This is a genomic window from Acidimicrobiia bacterium (assembly GCA_041393965.1).
Lineage (GTDB): Bacteria > Actinomycetota > Acidimicrobiia > Spongiisociales > UBA5794 > UBA5794.
On the sequence record JAWKJB010000001.1, the window covers coordinates 406,915 to 426,440 of the forward strand.

At 63.4% G+C, this 19,526-nt stretch carries 22 protein-coding genes; 12 read left to right on the forward strand and 10 right to left on the reverse strand.

The window, feature by feature from the left end; genetic code table 11:
* Positions 1-92 precede the first annotated feature (92 nt).
* From R2823_02100 to R2823_02140, 9 genes are read left to right on the forward strand one after another with little or no spacing between them, the layout of a single operon-like run.
* Complete coding sequence (locus R2823_02100) at positions 93-1,154, forward strand: hypothetical protein (protein MEZ5174982.1); 1,062 nt, start codon at positions 93-95, stop codon at positions 1,152-1,154.
* Positions 1,151-2,308: a thiolase family protein gene (locus tag R2823_02105; protein MEZ5174983.1), complete on the forward strand. Its 1,158-nt coding sequence runs from the start codon at positions 1,151-1,153 to the stop codon at positions 2,306-2,308. The genes R2823_02100 and R2823_02105 overlap by 4 nt, the downstream gene beginning before the upstream one ends.
* Positions 2,305-2,769: a Zn-ribbon domain-containing OB-fold protein gene (locus R2823_02110; GenBank protein ID MEZ5174984.1), complete on the forward strand. Its 465-nt coding sequence runs from the start codon at positions 2,305-2,307 to the stop codon at positions 2,767-2,769. The genes R2823_02105 and R2823_02110 overlap by 4 nt, the downstream gene beginning before the upstream one ends.
* Entirely contained in the window at positions 2,766-3,173 is a 408-nt protein-coding gene (locus tag R2823_02115; GenBank protein ID MEZ5174985.1) for a zinc ribbon domain-containing protein, read from the forward strand. Before R2823_02110 ends, R2823_02115 begins: the two co-directional genes overlap by 4 nt.
* Positions 3,170-3,961, forward strand: a complete 792-nt coding sequence (locus R2823_02120) for an enoyl-CoA hydratase-related protein (GenBank protein ID MEZ5174986.1) — start codon at positions 3,170-3,172, stop codon at positions 3,959-3,961. Before R2823_02115 ends, R2823_02120 begins: the two co-directional genes overlap by 4 nt.
* 2 nt (positions 3,962-3,963) lie before the next feature.
* Positions 3,964-4,752 (forward strand): enoyl-CoA hydratase/isomerase family protein, encoded by a 789-nt coding sequence (locus R2823_02125; GenBank protein ID MEZ5174987.1) that lies wholly within the window; start codon positions 3,964-3,966, stop codon positions 4,750-4,752.
* Positions 4,749-5,624 (forward strand): 3-keto-5-aminohexanoate cleavage protein, encoded by an 876-nt coding sequence (locus tag R2823_02130; GenBank protein ID MEZ5174988.1) that lies wholly within the window; start codon positions 4,749-4,751, stop codon positions 5,622-5,624. Before R2823_02125 ends, R2823_02130 begins: the two co-directional genes overlap by 4 nt.
* Positions 5,625-5,626: 2 nt before the next feature.
* A complete protein-coding gene (locus R2823_02135) occupies positions 5,627-6,253 on the forward strand; it encodes a TetR/AcrR family transcriptional regulator (protein ID MEZ5174989.1) in 627 nt (208 codons plus the stop codon).
* Between the two features lie 14 nt (positions 6,254-6,267).
* Entirely contained in the window at positions 6,268-7,446 is a 1,179-nt protein-coding gene (locus R2823_02140; GenBank protein ID MEZ5174990.1) for a CoA transferase, read from the forward strand.
* 43 nt (positions 7,447-7,489) lie between these two features.
* Here the strand turns inward: R2823_02140 and R2823_02145 are convergent, their stop codons facing one another.
* From R2823_02145 to R2823_02175, 7 genes are all read right to left on the reverse strand, one after another.
* A complete protein-coding gene (locus tag R2823_02145) occupies positions 7,490-8,647 on the reverse strand; it encodes an acyl-CoA dehydrogenase family protein (protein ID MEZ5174991.1) in 1,158 nt (385 codons plus the stop codon).
* Positions 8,647-9,795, reverse strand: a complete 1,149-nt coding sequence (locus R2823_02150; GenBank protein ID MEZ5174992.1) for an acyl-CoA dehydrogenase family protein — start codon at positions 9,793-9,795, stop codon at positions 8,647-8,649. The genes R2823_02145 and R2823_02150 overlap by 1 nt, the downstream gene beginning before the upstream one ends.
* Positions 9,788-10,564 (reverse strand): enoyl-CoA hydratase-related protein, encoded by a 777-nt coding sequence (locus tag R2823_02155; GenBank protein ID MEZ5174993.1) that lies wholly within the window; start codon positions 10,562-10,564, stop codon positions 9,788-9,790. Before R2823_02155 ends, R2823_02150 begins: the two co-directional genes overlap by 8 nt.
* 9 nt (positions 10,565-10,573) lie before the next feature.
* Positions 10,574-11,587 carry an alcohol dehydrogenase catalytic domain-containing protein gene (locus tag R2823_02160; GenBank protein MEZ5174994.1) on the reverse strand — a complete coding sequence of 338 codons (1,014 nt, stop codon included), beginning with the start codon at positions 11,585-11,587 and terminating at the stop codon, positions 10,574-10,576.
* Between the two features lie 4 nt (positions 11,588-11,591).
* Positions 11,592-12,443, reverse strand: a complete 852-nt coding sequence (locus tag R2823_02165) for an amidohydrolase family protein (protein ID MEZ5174995.1) — start codon at positions 12,441-12,443, stop codon at positions 11,592-11,594.
* A 20-nt stretch (positions 12,444-12,463) separates the two neighbouring features.
* Complete coding sequence (locus R2823_02170) at positions 12,464-13,621, reverse strand: acyl-CoA dehydrogenase family protein (GenBank protein MEZ5174996.1); 1,158 nt, start codon at positions 13,619-13,621, stop codon at positions 12,464-12,466.
* An 81-nt stretch (positions 13,622-13,702) separates the two neighbouring features.
* Positions 13,703-15,250 carry a long-chain fatty acid--CoA ligase gene (locus tag R2823_02175; GenBank protein MEZ5174997.1) on the reverse strand — a complete coding sequence of 516 codons (1,548 nt, stop codon included), beginning with the start codon at positions 15,248-15,250 and terminating at the stop codon, positions 13,703-13,705.
* A 91-nt stretch (positions 15,251-15,341) separates the two neighbouring features.
* Here R2823_02175 and R2823_02180 point away from each other — a divergent pair, with 91 nt between their 5' ends.
* Entirely contained in the window at positions 15,342-15,941 is a 600-nt protein-coding gene (locus tag R2823_02180) for a TetR/AcrR family transcriptional regulator (protein MEZ5174998.1), read from the forward strand.
* Entirely contained in the window at positions 15,938-16,408 is a 471-nt protein-coding gene (locus tag R2823_02185; GenBank protein MEZ5174999.1) for a thioesterase family protein, read from the forward strand. The genes R2823_02180 and R2823_02185 overlap by 4 nt, the downstream gene beginning before the upstream one ends.
* Here the strand turns inward: R2823_02185 and R2823_02190 are convergent.
* A complete protein-coding gene (locus R2823_02190) occupies positions 16,398-17,120 on the reverse strand; it encodes a protein-L-isoaspartate(D-aspartate) O-methyltransferase (GenBank protein ID MEZ5175000.1) in 723 nt (240 codons plus the stop codon). The two genes, R2823_02185 and R2823_02190, sit on opposite strands and share 11 nt — an antisense overlap.
* Positions 17,121-17,232: 112 nt before the next feature.
* On the opposite strand from R2823_02190, the gene R2823_02195 reads away from it, so the two are divergent.
* Entirely contained in the window at positions 17,233-17,661 is a 429-nt protein-coding gene (locus R2823_02195; GenBank protein MEZ5175001.1) for a universal stress protein, read from the forward strand.
* A 53-nt stretch (positions 17,662-17,714) separates the two neighbouring features.
* Here R2823_02195 and dcd read toward each other — a convergent pair whose 3' ends face one another.
* Complete coding sequence (gene dcd / locus R2823_02200; protein ID MEZ5175002.1) at positions 17,715-18,287, reverse strand: dCTP deaminase; 573 nt, start codon at positions 18,285-18,287, stop codon at positions 17,715-17,717.
* A gap of 158 nt (positions 18,288-18,445) precedes the next feature.
* Positions 18,446-19,483, reverse strand: a complete 1,038-nt coding sequence (locus R2823_02205; protein ID MEZ5175003.1) for an LLM class flavin-dependent oxidoreductase — start codon at positions 19,481-19,483, stop codon at positions 18,446-18,448.
* Positions 19,484-19,526 lie beyond the last annotated feature (43 nt).

A 19,526-nucleotide genomic window follows, 5' to 3' on the forward strand; every position in this document is an offset into this window, starting at 1 on the left:
ATCGACGCCGCGGATCGAACGGACTTGACACTGATATGCTCAGTGACTTGAGTATTACTCAGACTTTGAGTATTTGTCAACTGAGGAACACTTTGGACAGGACGAGACCGACCGACGAACCCGGGCTGCTTGTCTCGATTCTGGGGACGGCGGAGACGGGTGTGTCGTTCGACGACCCGCGGTCCATCCCGGAAATGGTGCTGTCCGTGGTCGAGGACGCCCTCGATGATGCCGATTTGGAGTGGCACGACATCGATGCCGTCGTGACCGCATCGGTCGACCTCTTCGACGGGCTGACGGCATCATCGATCGCGGTGACGGAGGTGGTCGGGGCGGTCATGAAGCCCGAGACGCGGATCGCCGCGGACGGCCTTGCAGCCGCCATCCACGCAGCGCACCAGATCGCCGCTGGCGCCTACGATCGGATTCTCGTCGTTGCCCACGGCAAGGCGTCGATGGCGCCGTACTGGGACCTCACCGCTTGGGCCATGGATCCGATCTTCCTTCAGCCGCTCCAGGTCGATTTCCTCACGATGGCAGGCCTCCAGGCATCGTCACTCGCCCACTCCGACGAGACCGCTGTTTCCCGCTGGGCGACCATCGTCGAGCAGCGACGGTCGGCCGCCCCGCGCGGGATCGCGGGTCCCGTCAGCGCGGCCGAGGTGATGGCATCACCCGTCGTTGCGTCACCGCTGCGTGCCGAAATGGGCGCGCCGGTCGGCGACGGCGCCTGTGCGGTGATTCTCGGCTCGGCGCCGGGTGGAACCGTGATGGTCACCGCAACGGGTCACGACCTCGAGCCCCATCATCCCGGTGCACGGGATCTCCGCAGGTGGACCGGACTGCAAAGGGCCTGTCGCCGGGCCTACATGGCGGCAGGGATCGTCTCACCGGGGTTCGCCGCAGTCGAACCCTCGTGCTTGTTCCCCCACGAGGAGGAACTCTTCGTTGCTGCAACCGGCATCGGCGCGGAGACGAATCACTCGGTTGACGGAGGACTGTTCTCTGGAACCGCCCCTGCCATCTCAGGTCTGAGCAGGCTCATCCGGGTGGCACACACCCTCAACGGCCATCGTGGTGAACGGGGGCTCGCTCACGGCACCTGGGGTCCGGCCGGACAGGGCCAGGCAGTCGCGATCGTGGAGGCCCGATGAACCCCGTTGCGATCATCGGTACCGGCCAGACGAACCACGCGAAGGACCGAAGTGATGTCTCACAGCCCGAGCTCGTACGAGAAGCGGTTGATGCCGCACTCGCCGATGCAGAGCTTCGACCCGCTGACATCGACGCGGTCGTCATCTCGAACATGGAGATGTTCGAGGGACGCGCCTTTCCTGAACTCTGGGTCGCTGCAGGAGCCTACGGGGATCGCAAGCCCGTCATGAAGGTCGCGACCGGCGGGACCTCGGGTACCAGCGCATGCATCGCCGGGTTTCACCAGGCGGCGTCCGGCATGTTCGGGACGGTTCTCGTCGTCGGATTCGAAAAGCACTCGGAGGGACACACCCAGACCGGCATGGCACTCGTCGATCCGTTCTGGGACCGTTCCGTTGCTTCCGGTGCACTCGGGAACTTCGCCTTGTCGATATCTCAGTACATGGTCGAACGAGGCGTCAACGAGGAGCATGCCGCACAGGTAGCCGTGAAGGCACGACGCAACGCAGCGAACAACCCGTACGCCCACCTCCAGATGCCCGATCTCACCGTGGACGAGGTGCTGTCGTCGCGCATGCTCGCCGAACCCCTCCGGCTGCTCGACATGTGTCCACAGTCCGACGGAGCAGCGGCCATCGTCGTTGCCTCTGGCGACACGGCGCGGGTCCGTGGCAAGGCGACAGCCTGGGTCCACGGGGCGGCAACCCGCCACGATCAGCCCTACCTCGGCGACCTCGACCGTCGGCTGGTCACGACGCGGGCCCTGCGAAGCGCGGCGGCATCCGCATACGCGCAAGCAGGCATCACCAAGCCCATCGCGGATTTCGATGTCGCAGAGATCTACGAACCCGCAACCTATGCCGAGCTGGCCTGGTACGAGGCGCTCGGTCTATGCGAGGACGGCGAGGCTGGCCGCCTGATCGCTGACGGAACGACTCAAATGGATGGCTCGTTGCCGGTCAATCCCTCAGGCGGCGTCCTATCCACGAACCCGGTCGGGGCGTCCGGTGTCATCCGAGTTGCGGAAGCCTCGGCACAACTCCACGGCCGGGCCGGATCGAGACAGGTCGAGGGTGCGCGAACCGCCCTCGTCACCGGGTACGGGGTCTACGCGTGGAGCGATGTCATCGTGCTGCGAACGGAGATGCCGTGAAGGCCAGCCAACCGGAGTTCATCAGCACCACGCTGGAGCTCGACACAACCTGGCGATATGCATCGGGGGCACCGATGGAACGCTTCCTCGAGGGCCTCACGCAGAAGCGCATCGAAGCAACACGCTGCCCGGAGTGCGGCTGCCGCTACCTGCCACCTCGGCCGTTCTGTGGGCGATGCCTTGTCCGGATGCACGAGTGGGTCCCGGTCGACGACACCGGGACGCTGGTCGCATGGACCGTCGTTCATGTCCCGATCATCGACGGCCGAACGGGGGAGCCGCGCCCATCCCCATACGGAATGGGTCTCATCCAACTCGACGGTTCCGACACGGCCCTCAACCACTACATGGCAACCGCCGATCCCGAGCTCCTCACGATCGGCGCAACGGTGCGAGCGGTGTGGCGTGAGGAGCTCCTCGGAGCGATGGACGACATCATCCACTTCGAGGTGCTGCGATGATCTTCGAGAGCACGATCAAGCTCCCCTTCTCGTATGCCGCGGGCGGTATCAGCTCACGGTTCCTCGTCTCCCTGCGGGACGAGCGGGCCATTCTCGGTGCTCGATGCACGGGCTGTTCGACCGTCACCGCTCCGGCTCTTCCGTTCTGCCCCGCATGCGGCCGCGCCACCGAAGAGGTGGTCGGGATCGGCCCGGGTGGGACGCTCGAGGCTTGGACCGAACAGCCCACGAAGGGTGTGTTCGGTCTCATTCACCTCGACGGCGCCGATACACCCCTCGTCCACCGGTTGATCGGGCAGACCGACTGGGATTCAGTCAGTCGCGTCATTGCGGTCTTCGCTGAACACCGCGATGCAAGGATCACCGACATCGAGGGATTCATCGCACTAGGAGTCGATTCATGAGCATCGGCGTCACCAGGCAGGATCATGTCATCACCGTGACGATCGACCATCAGCAGGCGCGCAACGCCATCACCCTCGCCATGACCGAGACGCTCATCGGAGTGTGGGAGGACTTCGCCGACGACCCGGAGTTGCGAGTTGCCGTCCTCACGGGGGCCGGAAGCAAGGCGTTCTCCGCCGGTGCGGACCTGACAGAAGTGGGGTCTTGGTACGCGTCGATGTCCCCTGACGAGCGACGGCAGCACGCCGAGACCCAGCCCGGTCTCGGGGGGATCACGCGCAACCTCGACCCTGGGAAACCGATCATCGCAGCGATCAATGGCGCATGTCTCGCAGGAGGCCTTGAGCTGGCACTCGCGTGCGACATCCGGATCGCTGCCGACCATGCCACCTTCGGGCTTCCCGAAGTGAAATGGGGTCTCATCCCGGGTGCCGGAGCGACCCAGCGTCTTCCCGCCATGGTCTCGAGCGCCACGGCGATGGAGATGCTGCTCACCGGCGATGTCATCGATGCCGAACGAGCCCTGCGTTCGGGGCTCGTGAGTGCCGTCTTCCCCGGGCGGGATCTGATGAGTGCGGCGTACGACATCGCGACGAGAATCGCACGCAACGCGCCCCTCGCCGTTCGAGCCGTTCGCCGAGCGGCCAGACAGGGACGCCATCTTCCACTCGATGAAGGTCTCCGTCTCGAACAGCAGATCGCCGAACCCCTTCGCAGCACCGGAGATGTCAAAGAGGGCCTCGAGGCCTTTCGTGAGAAACGAACACCCGAGTTCAAAGGACGATGAAGATGCACCGGACAACCACCATCACCTGTACGAACGAAGGTCGGGTGCGCCGGATCACGCTCAACCGGCCCGAAGTGCTCAACGCTCTCAACGGCGCCATGCTCACCGAACTCAGAGAGGCCGTTGCCGAGGCTGCGAAAGATCCCGCAACAGGTGTCGTGCTGATCGACTCGGCCGCCGAAACGGCCTTCTGCTCCGGGATCGATGTCGCCTATGTGAAGGACCTAGCCGGTTTCGGTGTTCGTGAGATCGGAAGGGAACTCCATCGGACCTTCCTTGCCATGCGAACCGAGGAGATTCCCATTGTCTGCGCAATCGACGGCCTGTGTCTCGGAGCCGGCCTCGAACTTGCCGTCTCGTGCGACTTCATGATTGCCACCGATCGGTCCACCTTCGGGCTTCCGAACATCCATCGTGGGATACCCGCCATCGTCGAGGCAGCCATTCTCCCGATGGCGGTCGGGATCCAAGGCGCTCGCGAGATGGCATATCTCGGTGATTTCTGGGACGCCGCGAAGGCAGAGCGCAGGGGTCTCCTGTATGCGGCCGTTCCACCGGGCGAGTTCGAAGATGAGGTTCAGTCGCTCGTCGGTCGGCTTGCAACGAAACCTGCCGCGGCCCTTGGGACCCAAAAGGAGATCATCCACAAATGGATGACCACCGATCTCGAGTCGGCCATCGACTTTTCGATCAACACGGTGGTCCTCAACTGGCTGACACGGGACCAGAAGGAAGGGATGGCGTCCTTCCTCGAGAAGCGAGAGGCCGAGTTCGAAGGAGGACAACGATGAACCGGGTCGTCGTGACCTGTGCCCTCACGGGGGCACAGCAAGGCAAGGAGGCCAATCCGAACCTACCGGAGCAGCCGGACGAGATCATTGCGCAAGGTGTCGAAGCGTGGAATGCAGGGGCGGCCATCCTCCACATTCATGCAAGGGACCGCAACGGCAAGGCCACCGCCGATGTCGAGGTGTTTCGGACGATCGTCGAAGGCATCAAAGCAGCGGGATGCGATGCGGTCATCAACCTCACCACCGGAGGAGCAGTTGCCGGTCTTCCTCTCGAGGAGCGTGTTGCGGTCGTACCAGCCCTCGCTCCCGAGATCGCGTCGTACAGCGTCGGCGGTGGAGCGCTCCTCGGTCGGTACGACAGTCGTACCGATCGATGGGTCAACGACCGCTGGGTTCCGCTGTTCTCCTCCCACGGTGAACTCGAGCGTGTGGCTCGCATCTTCCAACAGCACGGGACACGGCCCGAGCTCGAGGTGTATCACGCCGGAATGATGAACAATGTGCACGACCTCGACCGGATCGGCGCGCTCGATCACCCCATGCTTGTGAACTTCGTGACCGGGATCCCTGGCGAGATCACTTCGTCGAGGGTGAAGGACCTCGTCTTCCTCGTCGATCAGCTCCCGGACGACGCCGTATGGCAAGTCACCTCGATCGGTGCACGCAACCATTTCCGTATGATCGGCGCCGTGCTCGCCATGGGTGGGCAGGTCCGGGTGGGAATGGAGGACAATGTGTACATCGACCATGGCGAACTCGCACGATCAAATGGCCAGATCGTCGAGCGGGCGGTTCGGATCATCCACGAGGTGGGGTTCGAGGCGGCGACTCCTGATGAAGCCAGGGAGTTGCTTTCGCTGCGGGGGGCGTAGCGATGGGCACCGCAGAGCGCCGTGCGCGCGAACGCGAAGCGCGCCGGCGGGCAATACTCGACGCGACCAGGGAGCTGGTCAGAGAGCACGGTTTCAACGGAACCACAACGCGTCAGATCGCCGAACTCTGCGAACTGTCAGAAGCAACCCTGTTCTTCTACTTCTCGAGCAAGGACGAGATCCTGATCTCGCTGCTTGAGGAGGCGTGCCAATACTGGGCAGACGGACTTGCGTCGCTGCTCTCGACGGACGGAGACTCCCAACAGAAGCTCGCCGATGTCTGGAGCTTCTTCGGGGATGTTCAGCGTGAACACCCCGAGTATGTCCATGTCTCGACCTACCTCGCCCAGCCACAATCGACGACTTCCGTCGATGCCGATGTCATGGCGAACCTCAAGAAGCTGACCGGGGAGAACTTCCTGCGTCTCGCAGACCTCATGGCAGAACTCGACGGAGTGGCGAACCCGCGCCTCGCCGCAGATGTCCTGTGGTCGACCTTCCTCGGGCTGATGGTCCTCCGCCAGAGCCGCACAAACCTCGGAGCGCCAGAGCACCCGACGCCGGCAGGCCTCGTCGCCGCTCTTGGGCTGCTTGAGAAAGGACTCTCCCCTCCGGGGACATCGCAATGACCGAGCAGGATCGGATGCTCCTCGCCGGAATCCGGGTACTCGACTTCGGTCGCTACATCGCCGGACCGTACTGTGCGTGTTTGCTCGCCGATCTCGGCGCCGATGTGATTCGAGTCGAGAAGATTGCGGGCAGCGAGGATCGGCTGCTCATCCCGGTCGCCCACAACGACGGAGGGGCGATGTTCCTCCAGTCGAACCGCAACAAACGGAGCCTGACACTCGATCCGACGAATCCCGACGGGGCCCGGATTGTGAGGGATCTCGTGTCGGAAGCGGATGTTGTCGTCGCGAATGCTCCCCGCCAGATCCTTGCCCGGATGGGAATCGACTACGAGTCACTGGCGCAGATCAATCCCCACATCATCTTGACAACAATCGACGCATACGACGAGCCGGGACCGTGGAGCGACCGACTCGGCTTCGATGGTGTCGGTCAGGCAATCTGCGGGTCTGCTTTTCTTTCAGGTGACCCTGATCTCCCCTCGAAGTCCTATGTGCCGTGGGTCGACTTCCTTGCAGCCACCATCGCGGCGTTCGGAACCATGGCGGCACTTGCCGAGCGCGAACGAACCGGTCGCGGCCAGCATGTACACAGCTCCCTCCTGGCATCTGCGCTGACCGTGGCCAACTCGGCGCTGATTGAGCAGTCGGTCATCGGTCCGAATCGGGTGGCCACGCAGAACCGATCACAGGTCGCGGCGCCAGCCGACATATTTCGAACCACCGACGGATGGGTCATCGTTCAGGTGGTGGGCGATCAGCTCTTCCGACGATGGGTCGGGCTCATGGGTGAGGAGCAGTGGCTCACCGATAGTCGTTTCGCGAGCGATCAGTCTCGCGGTGACCACCGCGACACCCTCTGCCAAGCCATGGCCGCCTGGTGTAGCGTTCGTTCCACCGCTACCGCTCTTGACGAGCTCGCTGCGGTCGGGATCCCGGCCGGGCCTGTCTATTCACCCCAGCAGGTGCTCGACGATCCGCATATTCGGGCGACCGGGCTGCTCAAACCAACACCATACCCGGAAACCCCTTCACCCCCTCCGCTCGTCGACACGCCCGTCTCGTTCAGTGTCACGGCCGCCGGCATCCATCACCGTCCACCGCGGCTCGGCGAACACACCGACCAGATCCTCTCTGAACTCGGGTACACGACCACGGCCATCGCTCGACTCCGGGACGAAGCCGTCATCTGACTTCGGGAAGGACAGTCCGAACTCGTCGGCACCAATGCCGTTGTCAGTACGAGGTCGGCAACCCGAGGGAGTGTTGGGCGATGTGGTTGAGGATCATCTCCCTGCTCACCGGCACCGTCCGGAGTGATCGAACCACGAACCAGAGATCTGCGAGACCGATCTCGGAGGTGAACCCGCTCCCGCCGTGGGTCTGGATGGCCCGATCGAGGGCGAGTTCCGCGGCATCTGCCGATGCGAGCTTCGCGATGTTGACGGCTTCGGCGGCATCCTCGTCGGCGTCGTAGAGTGCCGCAGCGTGTTGGGTCGCGAGCCGAGCCAGTTGGAGCCCAGCGTGCGCCTCGGCAAGGGGATGGGCAATGCCTTGGTGGGCACCGATCGGAGTGCGCCACACGGTTCGCTCTCGTGCGTACTCGACTGCCTTGCCGATGGCATAGCGTCCGATTCCGTTTGCGGTTGCCGCCGCTGCAATCCGCTCCGGATTCAGACCGGTGAACAACACGCGAAGACCCGCACCAACGGTCCCGACCATCGAGTCGGCCGGGACCGCAACATCGTCGAAGAAGAGCGTGTATTGCCGTTCGGGGGTGATGAGCTCCATCGCGATCTCTTGGCGTTCGAGTCCTTCGGCATCGGTTGGGACGATGAACAACGAGAGCCGATCACGCGCGTTCGAATCGCCTCCAGGCTCGGTCGTCTTGGCGACAACGAGAATGGCGTCGGCGTCATCGACGCCCGTGATGAAGGTCTTCGCTCCCGTGAGCCGCCATGTGTCACCGTCGCGGGTGGCCATGGTCGAGATCTCGTACGAATTGGAGCCTGCATCAGCTTCGGTGATCGCAAAGGCCATCCGCTTCGTGCCATCACCGATTCCGGTGAGCCATTCGTCCTGCTGGGCCGCGGTCCCGTGTCGCGCAAGGATGGATCCACAAATCGCCGGTGAGACGATGAGCATCAGGAGAGGGCAACCACGGGCGGCCAGCTCTTCGATGACGATGGCCAACTCGGTCATACCCATCCCTCCCCCGCCGAAGCGTTCAGGAATGTTCACTCCGACGAAGCCTGCCTTGGCAGCGGCGTCCCACAGCTCATCGACATGCCCGTTGCCGCGGGCCCGCTGCGCGAAGTACTCGTGCCCGAAGTCGTCGGCGATCTCCCCAACTGTTCGACGAATCATGGCGTGTTCGGGTGAATCGGTGATCATCAGGGCCTCCACCCCTTGGTGAGCGCGGTGAAGATCATCTCGCGTTGCACCTCGTTGGCGCCCTCCCCGTATTCGATGATCTTGCAATCCCGGTAGTACCGCTGCACGGGGCTCTCCATCATGTATCCCTGCGCCCCGTGGAGGTGCATGGCTCGTTCGGCGAGCCAGGTCGTGGTCTCCGAGGCCACCAGCTTGGCGATCGATGCTTCGGTGTCGTAGGGGCTGCCCGCGTCGAGCATCCCAGCCGCGTCATAGACGAGGTTCCGGGACGCGACGAGTCGGGCGGCCATGTCGGCGAGGGTGAACCGCACCGCCTGCAGTTCGGACATGGGACCACCAAACTGCTCCCGCGTCCGGGTGTGGCTGACCGCCGCGTCAAGGGCGGCTCGTCCGATACCGAGGGCGAGTGTCGCCCCAAAGATTCGACCTTGGGAGAGCACGGGAAGACACTGGCGGAATCCCTCGTCCACCCGTCCGACGAGCCGACTCGACGGCACCTTCACATCGTCGAAGTGGAGCTCGCCGAGCTTCGAAGGGTCCATGCCGAGTTTGTCCATCTCGGTGCGGGTGAGACCCGGTGTGTCGCCGTCGACAGCAAACACCGAGATCCCGGCAAGCGATCCGGGCTCACCAGAAGTTCTCGCCACAACGAGGATCAGGTCGGCGATCGTGCCGTTCGTGATGTAGAGCTTGGAGCCGTTCAGGGTGAAGGTGTCGCCGGTCGTCTTTGCGGCAAGCCGGACGCGTGTGACATCGGCCCCTGAATCGGGTTCAGCGTACGCCCACGCGCCGATGGTGCTGCCCGTCAACACTCCGGGAAGGGCCGAGTTGCGCAGCTCGTCTGATGCGACGAGTGCAAGGGCCCCGCCAGCGAGGACGGCGTGGACATAGATGCCGAGAGCCACCCCGGCAGAGGCGACCGACAGCTCCTCGAACAGGATGCACCGCTCGACCGCACCTCCCCCAGATCCCCCGGCCTCTTCCGGAATGCCGATACCAAGCCAGCCGAGATCGCCAAGACGCTTGAACAACTCGACGGGGTAGCGATCGGCGAGTTCCCATTCCCGAACATGCGGCGCGATCTCCGATGCGACGAACCGCTCGACCTCATCCCGGAACGCCGTCTGGTCGGAGGTCAGTTCACGCACCGGTGAACTCCGGTGTCCGCTTCTGTTGAAACGCAGCAACACCTTCGCGATGGTCAGCCGTCTGGAGACACTGAACCTGCGCGAAGATCTCAAATTCGAATTCGTCCGCCATGTCGACTCCGAGGGATCGATGGATCGCCCGCTTCGTCCAGGCGTGCGCGATCGGTGGTCCCGATCCGATCCGAGCGGCCCACTTGGCCACCTCGGCGGCATGGTCGGCCGGTTCAACGACGCGATGAACCAGAGCCATGTCCAACGCCTCATCAGCGTCGAAGAGACGGCCGGTGAACATGAGCTCTTGTGCCTTGCCGAGGCCCACATACCGCGGAAGGAACCAGCCAGCGGACATGTCGCACCCGGCGAGCCCGATTCTTGTGAACGGGGCGCCGAGGCGGATCCCTCGTGCAGCAATCCGGAAATCGCACGCCATGGCAAGCCCGAGACCGCCCCCGACGGTGTCACCGTGGAGCGACGCGATGACCGGCTTGTCCATTGTTACGATCGCGTGGATGGGATCGAGGTAGTGCCGCACGATCTCCTCCCATTCCTTGGCAGGCCGCGGCTCCATCTCGCCCTGATCGGCCCCGGCACAGAACACCTTGCCGTTGCCTGCAAGTACGACGACCGCGGCATCTGACGCCGCCGCCTGTTCGAGCCGTTCCACGAGAAGACCTACCGTGGGGATCGCGAGCGTGTTGAGCCGGTCGGGCCGGTTCAGGGTGACGGTGGCGATTCCGTCGGCTTCGTCAAAGAGGACATCTGACTCCATGTTGCTACCTCACCTGTGTTGGACCATGACGGTGCGCCCCGGCGTCGGGGCATGTTCGAAAACTCCGGGAACCTCGTCGAGTGTGATCGTTCGAGATATCGCATGTGTGACATCGAGCCGTTCCGACGCAATGAGATCGAGGACCGTCCTGATTTCAGCGAGCGTCGAACCGAACGATCCGCTGACGGAGTTCTCCCCCGCCACGAAGCGGATGAGCGACGGGAGACGAGGGTGGTCGTGGCCCACACCGACGATCACCAACCTTCCCCCTGGCGCCAACGAAGCCGCACCGAGTTCCACGGACTCGGCCCGACCAACACACTCAACGACGAGAGAAGGGCCGCCTGAGCGTTCAAAGATGGACTTGGAACCGTCACCGGAGGCCGGATCGACCACATCGTCCGCTCCGACGGCAAGCGCCGCATCTCTCGCATCGGGTGACGGATCGACCGCAACGATTCGTCTGGCTCCCGCCATGCGGGCGATCGCGATCGCCTGGAGCCCGAGCCCCCCAGCGCCGACGACCACGACGATCTCACCTGCCCTGATCTTGCCGATCGACACCAGAGCGTGATAGGGCGTTGCGATGGCGTCAGGCACGATCGCGGCGACTTCGTCCGACACCTCGTCCGGAATCGGAATCAGGATCTGGTGTGGGATTGCGACGAGTTCGGCGAAACCCCCCTGGCGGTTCATGCCGAGAACCTCCGGACGACGACAGCGATGCTCGTTTCCCTCGAGGCACGCTCGGCAGGCACCACATGTGACCTGGCCGTAGGAAAGGACACGGTCACCAACGACAACTCCATCGACACCGGTGCCAACGGCGGTCACGACACCGGCAATCTCGTGACCGGGTACCGTCCCTGCGGCCACTCCGAGTTCGCCTGCGACGATGTGGCGATCCGTTCCGCAGATCCCGGCAGCTCGTACCTCGAGCATGACCTCGCCCGGGGCGAGATCGGGATCAGGGACGGTATCGATCCTCAGATCGTTGGCTCCGTGGAAGACGACAGCGCGCATCTCCCTACGCGCCTATCCCGAAGACCTGTGCGGCATTGTCGCGGAGGATCTTGCGTGTTGCCTCATCTGAGAAACCGGCGTCATACACATCATCGACACACGAGAACGGCAGCAGGGGATAGTCGGTACCCCACAGCATCTTGTCCCGGCCACGCCCACCGGCGAACCGCTTCAGGGAATCGGACCAGTATCGAGCGGGGCGCGCCGACGACTCGATGTAGACATTCGGATGCTTCCAGGCGAGGATCATCATCTCTTCGACCCATGGATCCCCGTTGTGGGTCCCGATCAGCTTCAACTCGGGGAAGGTGAGCGCGACCTCATCCAGGTAGATGGGTCGACCGCATTCCGACGGCAGCAGCGGACCGGTGTGCCCGACCTGGATTGCGAGAGGAATGTCGTATTCGACACATGCGACATAGAACGGCCAGTACATCCGGTTCGTTGGAGGGGGCGCCGTCGTGCGCCCGTCACCGTATTGATATGGCTCGAGCCGAAACACGCGCATGTCGAGTTCTTCGACACACCGGCGGAACTCACGCATCGCAGGCATGGGATCCCTGATGTCGACGGTGAAGGACCCGACGAACCGGTCGGGTGCTTCGCGCACATAGGTAGCCGTTTCATCGTTCGTGACGACCCATGTGTCGAGAAACTTGAATGCAGATGCGACTCCGATCTCGACACCTGCCTCGTCCATCTCGGCAATCACCTCGTCGAGCGTGAAGCCCTTCCGGAACCGCTCCTCGACGCCGTACTTGCGGAAGATGTGCCAGAACGAGTCCGGCCATCGGTCGGCAGTGGCCGGCGAACAGATCGTCATCCATGCATCGATCGCACCCACTCGTTGCGTCACTCGCCTCTCCTTCCTTTCGCTCACATCAGTGCCCTTGCAATGATCTCTCGCTGGATCTCGGAGGTCCCAGCTCCGATGGAGAAGCCGGCAACATCGCGGTAGTACCGGGGAATCGGCGACTCCTCCATCTGTCCGAAGCCTCCGTGGAGTTGAAGAACCTCAGAAGCGACGAAACGAACCGCATCTGCGGCGTGCAGCTTGGCCATCGAGACGGCGATCTCACCGGATGGATGGTGCTCGTCGAGCAGATAGGCCGCCTGATGGGTGAGGAGGCGAGTCGCCTCGAGCCGTGTCGCCATTTCGGTGAATCGGTGGCGCCATGTCTGGAATCCGTCCAAGGTCGAACCGAAGGCTCGCCTTGTGGAGGCGTACGCGAGGCCGAGCTCGATGAGTCTTTCCATGATCCCAACGGCGAACGCGGCGATCACCAAGCGCTCACCTGCGAAGTGGGCGAGGATGTACCGCATACCCATTCCTTCTGCTCCGATGAGATTCCCGACCGGAATGCGGCACTCGTCGAAGAACAGCTCGGCCGTGTCGGAGGCTCGGGCACCGAGCTTGTCGAGCCTTCTCCCGACCTCGAACCCAGCCGTGGCGGTCGGAAAAACGACAACGGACACACCGCGGGGCCCTTGATCTCCGGTTCGGACGGCGAGCGTGATGAAGTCTGCTCGCGTCCCGTTCGAGATGAAGGTCTTCTGACCCGAGATCACATAGGCGTCCCCGTCACGGACCGCACGGGTCGTGATGGCGGCCACATCGGATCCTGCGGCCGGTTCGGTCACACCGATCGCACCGATGAGCTCCCCTCGAATCGCCGGGCCGAGGTAGGTGGCCTTGAGCTCATCGGATCCCTCGTCGGCGAGCACCGAAAGGGCGAACTCCGACTGCGCCATGAGCCCAACCGCGGTGCCAACGGTGTCGCCCTTCGCGAGTTCCTCGCACAGCACGCAGGTGGCCAGATAGCTGCCCTCACCCCCGCCCCAAGCAGCGTCGTAGCGAAGGCCGATGAGACCCGCCCTTCCAGCCTCGCCATACAGCTCCCTCGGGAACTCACCTGCTGCTTCCCACGCGTCGGCATTGGGGCGAATCTCCCTTTCGACGAAGGAAGCGACCGTGCGGCGGAAGGCGTCCAGGTCGGCATCAAGGTAGCGAGATGGTTGGCGGGGGTACGCCATCGCGATCCTTCCGGACGGTCTTGCGGGACGACCCGTGCCGGGACGCCCCTCACTGGACGACTGACTATCTGAGGATATCAGTCAGTCGTCGTCTATTCCAACTGGTTGAGCCGACGCATCAGCGTCCTGGCGGAGGACGCGCTTGAGGACTTTGCCTGCCGGCGTCCGCGGCAGGGGCTGATCGGTCACGATGAGCCTCCTTGGAATCTTGTATCGCCCGAGCCTGCCCTCGCAACGCGCTACAACCTCTTCGAGGGTGAGGTCGTGACCCTCGATGGGGCGAGCAACAACGCATACGGCTTCTCCCCATTCGGGATGTGGCACGCCGATGACGGTGGCTTCGGCGATGGTCGGCATGGCGGCAAGCACATTCTCGATTTCGGCGGGGTAGATGTTCTCCCCACCGGAGATGATCATGTCCTTCTTGCGGTCGACGACGAACAGATATCCGTCTTCGTCGACCCGGCCGAGGTCACCGGTGTGCAGCCAGCCGTCCTCGAGAGCAGCTGCCGTCGCCGCGGGATCCTTCCAGTAGCCGACCATGACATGGGGTCCGCTGATGATGATCTCACCCACCTCGTCGGGGGCGACATCGTTGCCATCAGAATCCACGACTCGGATATCCGTGTGGAACATCGGCAGTCCGGTGGATCCCACCTTGTCGAGAGCCTGCTCCGCTCCGAGGACTGCTGCCCCTCCCGTGCACTCGGTGAGTCCGTAGACCTGCTGGATGGCGATACCGCGCCCTGCCCAGGCCTCGATCAGGGGCACCGGGACTGGTGCGGTACCACACAGCGCCCATCGGACCGATGCCAGGTCGTATCGGTCGAAGTCCGGCACATGAAGCATGAAGTTGAGCATGGCGGGTACCGCAAGGAACGAGTCGATTCGCTGCTCCTCGATCGATTCGAGGAAGGCGACGGGGTCGAACGCTTGCATGAGCACCGTGGTCGCCCCGACATGGGTATTGATCACCGCGTAGATAAGGGCACCGATGTGGAACAGGGGAAGTGCCACGAGCACCCGATCGTTGCGACGCCAGTCAAGGCTGAATGTGACCGTGCACGAGTCATAGAAGAGGTTGTTGTGGCTCAGCACCGCTCCTTTGGCACGGCCCGTGGTGCCCGCGGTGAACATGATGACGACCGGATCATCACCACCGGCTTCGATCTTCGGCTCATTCGGTTCGTGGCTTTCGATCAGCGCCTCATAGCGATGGTCTCCACCGGAGGCCTCTTCACCGACGACCACCCGGATTCCGACCGTCGTCTCGGCGCACACCACTTGTGCGGTGTCACGATGCTCGGACCCGTAGACGAGTGCTGACAAACCAGCGTCACTCGCAACAGGGACAACCTCAGGAGGAGCGAGACGCCAATTGAGCGGAACGATGACGGCGCCGATCTTCGCGAGACCGAAGAAGGACTCGAGGAATTCGGGCGAGTTCCCGAGCAGGAGGCCGACCCGGTCGCCTTGACGCAACCCGTGGTCGCGGAAGGCGTTGGCGACACGATTCGCACGCTCGTTCAATGCTCGGTAGGCGACCGGCCGGCCGTCGAACACCAACCCGACCATCGTCGGATCGAGGAGAGCTCGCTTGGTGAGAAAGGAACCGATATTCGTGCGCATTTCCATACTCTCCGTTGTCAGGTCCGGGAAACGATCCCTTGACCTGTGACCAAGTTAGGATTCCGGTCACCCCGCTGCAAGTCGAGCCCACATGACGACAACGGTCAGGGAACAACTCATCGAAGCCGCCGAAGGACAGTTCCGTCGGTTCGGTTACCGCCGCACGACCATTGACGATGTGACCAGGGTCGCCGAGGTCGGCAAGGGCAGCTTCTACTTGCATTTCCCCTCCAAGGAAGCTGCCTACATGGCCGTCGTCGAAGCGTCACTCGAGCGATTCCTCGCCGAGGCCGACGCCGCCCTCCACCAGCCCGGTTCGGTTCCACGGCGCCTCCGCACCCTGGTGGCCGTGACCGCCGAACACTATGGCAAGGACGAACTGCTGCGTGCATCCCTCTTCGGGGAGGCTGCGCTCGTCGACGGAACCGTGGCACGCGAAGCCGCCGACATCCAGCGCAGCCGCATCCGCGCCCTGCTCGCAGAAGTGCTCACGCAGGGGATCGAGGACGGATCCATCCGAGCCGATCTCGATGTGGAGGCGACCGCGGCGGTGCTCTTCGAGATCGGTTGGGCGATCGTGCGATCCGAACTCGACGACACTGCCGAGCTCCCCCTCGTCGTCGCTCTCGACACGCTCAACGACATCGTCGGGATGGGCCTCGTCGCCCGCTCACCGGCCGCCAAGCCATGAGTCGACGCATTCCGAACCACGACGATCCCCAAACCGTCACCGACATGATCCACACGGCGATGCAGCGCGTCCCATTCGGTCAATGGCTCGGTCTCGAACTCACCCATCTCACAACCGAACGGGTCCATGTCGGGCTCAAGATGCGCGACGAGTTCGTTGGCAACCCGGCGAGGAACATCCTCCATGGCGGCATCATCTCGGCTGTGCTCGATACGGTTGGTGGTTTCGCTGCTCTGCTGGGGGTTGTTGCGCAGGGTCGGAACAGCAATGGGTCGGACGAGGTCTCACCGTGGCTCAGTACGATCGATCTGCGCACCGACTTCTTGCGCCCCGGTACCGGCGACGCGTTCACCGCCGAGGCATATCCGTTGCGGGTGGGGAACCGCCTTGCGGTCACCCGGATGGAGCTCCACAACGACGCGGAGACCCTCATTGCTGTCGGCACCGGTACCTACATCATTCCCTAGTTGACTGCCGCTTGGGGAAAGCGCGCTTCTCGTCCGCGTCACCGACGAGGGACACAAACCGCACCGGACCGAAATCCTCCCTGTTGAAGGTGTCTCCATCGCGGCGTATCCGGAGAAGGCGTTGCTGGCGTGAAGTGGGCCCGACCGGTATCACGCGGCGTCCGCCATCGATGAGTTGTTCCAGCAGTGCCTCGGGTATCTGCACGGCCCCGGCAGTCACCACGATGGCATCGAATGGCGCCGCGTCAGGATATCCGAGGGTGCCGTCGCCCCAGACCACATGCGCATTGTGATAGCCGAGTTCCTCGAGCATTCGGCGGGCATTGTCAGCCAATGCCCTGTGGCGCTCGATCGTCCACACCTCTGCGGCAATCCGGCTCAGGACTGCAGCGCCGTACCCTGATCCCGCGCCGACCTCGAGCACCCGATCTCTGGGCCCGACCTCCGCCGCTTCTGCCATCAACGCCACGATGTATGGCTGTGAGATCGTCTGTTCCTCAGCGATGGGAAGAGGATGGTTCTCGTATGCGAACTCGGCCAATTCGGAGGGAATGAAGCGCTCCCGTGGGACGGTCCTCATCGCCCGCAGCACATCGGGATCGGACACACCGCGGCTTGCGATGTCTCGTGCGACCATCCGCGCACGCGCCCGGGTGAAAACCGATCCCTCGTCGGAAGCCTGACCTTCTCCTCGTTTCGGATCCCGGTTCATCACTGCTTCATCCGTATCGTCACTGTACCGCCTCTCGACCGGGCCTGAGACCGGGTACCATGAAACAGAGGAAGGTGTGTCCTCGGCCACATCCCGGAAAGAGGTGCCAGACATGGTCGTTGTGGTAGGTGTCGATGAGTCCCCTGTTTCGGTGACGGTGCTCGCACGCGGCATCCAGGAAGCGAGGTGGCGAGGTACCGATGTGCATGTGGTGCATGTCTTGCAAGCTCCGGTGACCTATGGAGAGTTCCCACTTGACATGGCCGCGTTCGCCGAGGCACAACGGAATGCGGTGTGGCGGTCCCTCGAGTCGACCATCGCCGGGGCCGATATCTCGATTGAACGCGTCGACCTGGGCGGCTACCCGCCCGATGTCTTGGTGCGGTATGCCTCTGAACACGCGGCGGAACTCCTGGTTGTGGGGACCCGCGGCCGGGGCTCTTTCACCTCTCTGCTCCTTGGCAGTACGAGTCAACGAGCGATTCATCTCGCCGAATGCGATGTGCTCGTCGTCAAGCCGGAGCAACCGCCCGAGCAGTAGGGACCGGTCCACCGACCCCGATGGCCCACTCGGAACGGCCTACCCGGAACGGCCTACTCGGAAGTGCGGAAGTCCTCGTGCATGTGCGACGGAGTCGGGCCCGACTGGCCTTGGTACTTGGAGCCGAGCTCGGGTGAACCGTAGGGGAGGTCGGCACTGGTCGTCATCTGGTAGAAGCTGATCTGCCCGATCTTCATCCGCGGATAGATCGCGATCGGGAGGTTGGCGACATTTGACAGCTCAAGCGTGACCTGACCCTTGAAGCCCGGATCGATGAATCCCGCCGTCGAATGGATGAGCAGTCCCAGCCGTCCGAGGCTCGACTTCCCTTCGAGACGGGCGACGATGTCGTCTGCGAGGCCAACGACTTCGAGGGTGGAGCCAAGCACGAACTCGCCGGGATGCAGGATGAACGGATCGGTGCCGGCCACCGTCACCTGTTTGGTGAGGGCTTCCTGTGGGGTCTTGGGATCAATCAGCGAGTAGCGATGATTCTCGAAGACTCGGAAGTTGGCGTCGCAGCGCACATCGATGCTGGACGGCTGCACCATGGATTCGTCGTACGGATCGATCAGGATCCGACCCGACGCAACGCATTCCTTGATGCTGCGGTCCGAGAAGATCACGGGTGTCGATGCTAGTGCCTGTCCGGTTTCGTTGGCGATGTTGACGACGAGCCGGGGGCGTGGCTGGCCAGGACGCAGGACGAAGGCGCATCAAAGGAGGCGTCGAGGACGAGGACGCCGCCATCGATGTCATCTGGCCGCCGCCAACGCGGCAAACATTACCGGTCGGGGCACGAGCCAGAGCGGACGAGATCACGGACCTCGGTTCCCAGTGCATGGATCGCCCGCATCACATGGTCGTGGTCCATCGTGCCGACACTGATGTGGAGCATGAACCGATTGATCTTGAGGATGTCCCGCCACCGGAGGATCTTGGCTGCGACATCGGAAGGCGTGCCGATGACGAGTGATCCTTCCGGGGTTGCCATCTGATCGAACTGGGCCTTTGTCATCGGGCCCCAGCCTCGTTCGCGCCCGATCTGGGTCATCGCGGCTGCATAGGATGGATAGAACTCCTCTACTGCCTGTTCCATGGTCGGTGCGATGTGACCGTGGGCGTGGACCGCAAGCGGCGCGTCCTCGGGCGCATATCCGGCGTCGTCGAGGATCTGGCGATGGAGCCTGCTCAGGACGGCGAACCGATCGGGTGAGCCCCCGATGATGGCGAGGGCGACCGGAAGCCCCCGCTTGGCAGCGCGAGCGATCGACTCGGGTGTCCCACCGACACCGACCCAGATGGGCAGGATGCGGTCCGGTCGCGGGTAGATCCCCTGGTCGTCGAGTGCCGAACGGAATTGACCCGACCAAGTAACCCGTTCCTGGTCACGAATAGCCAGTAATAGGTCAAGTTTCTCGGCGAACAGTTCCTCGTAGTCGGTGAGGGAGTAGCCGAAGAGGGGGAACGATTCGATGAAGGATCCGCGACCGACGAGCAGTTCGGCCCGGCCTGACGAGACGATGTCGAGGGTGGCGAACTGCTGGAAGACGCGCACGGGATCGTCTGAGGACAACACGGTGACCGCGGGGCTGAGCTTGATCCGTTCGGTCCGTCCAGCGATAGCGGCGAGCACCACGGCGGGTGCCGATGCAGCGAAGTCCGGCCGGTGGTGCTCGCCAACGCCGTAGACATCGAGTCCGACCTCGTCGGCAAGGACCGCTTCTTCGACGACCTGCCTGAGCCGATCGCCATAGCTGATGACCGGCTTGCCGTCAGGTCCGATTGCGGTCTCTGCGAAGGTGGTGATCCCGAGATCCATCGTCGTGAGCCTACGGCTGCCCGTGACCCCCGAAAGCGCCGCG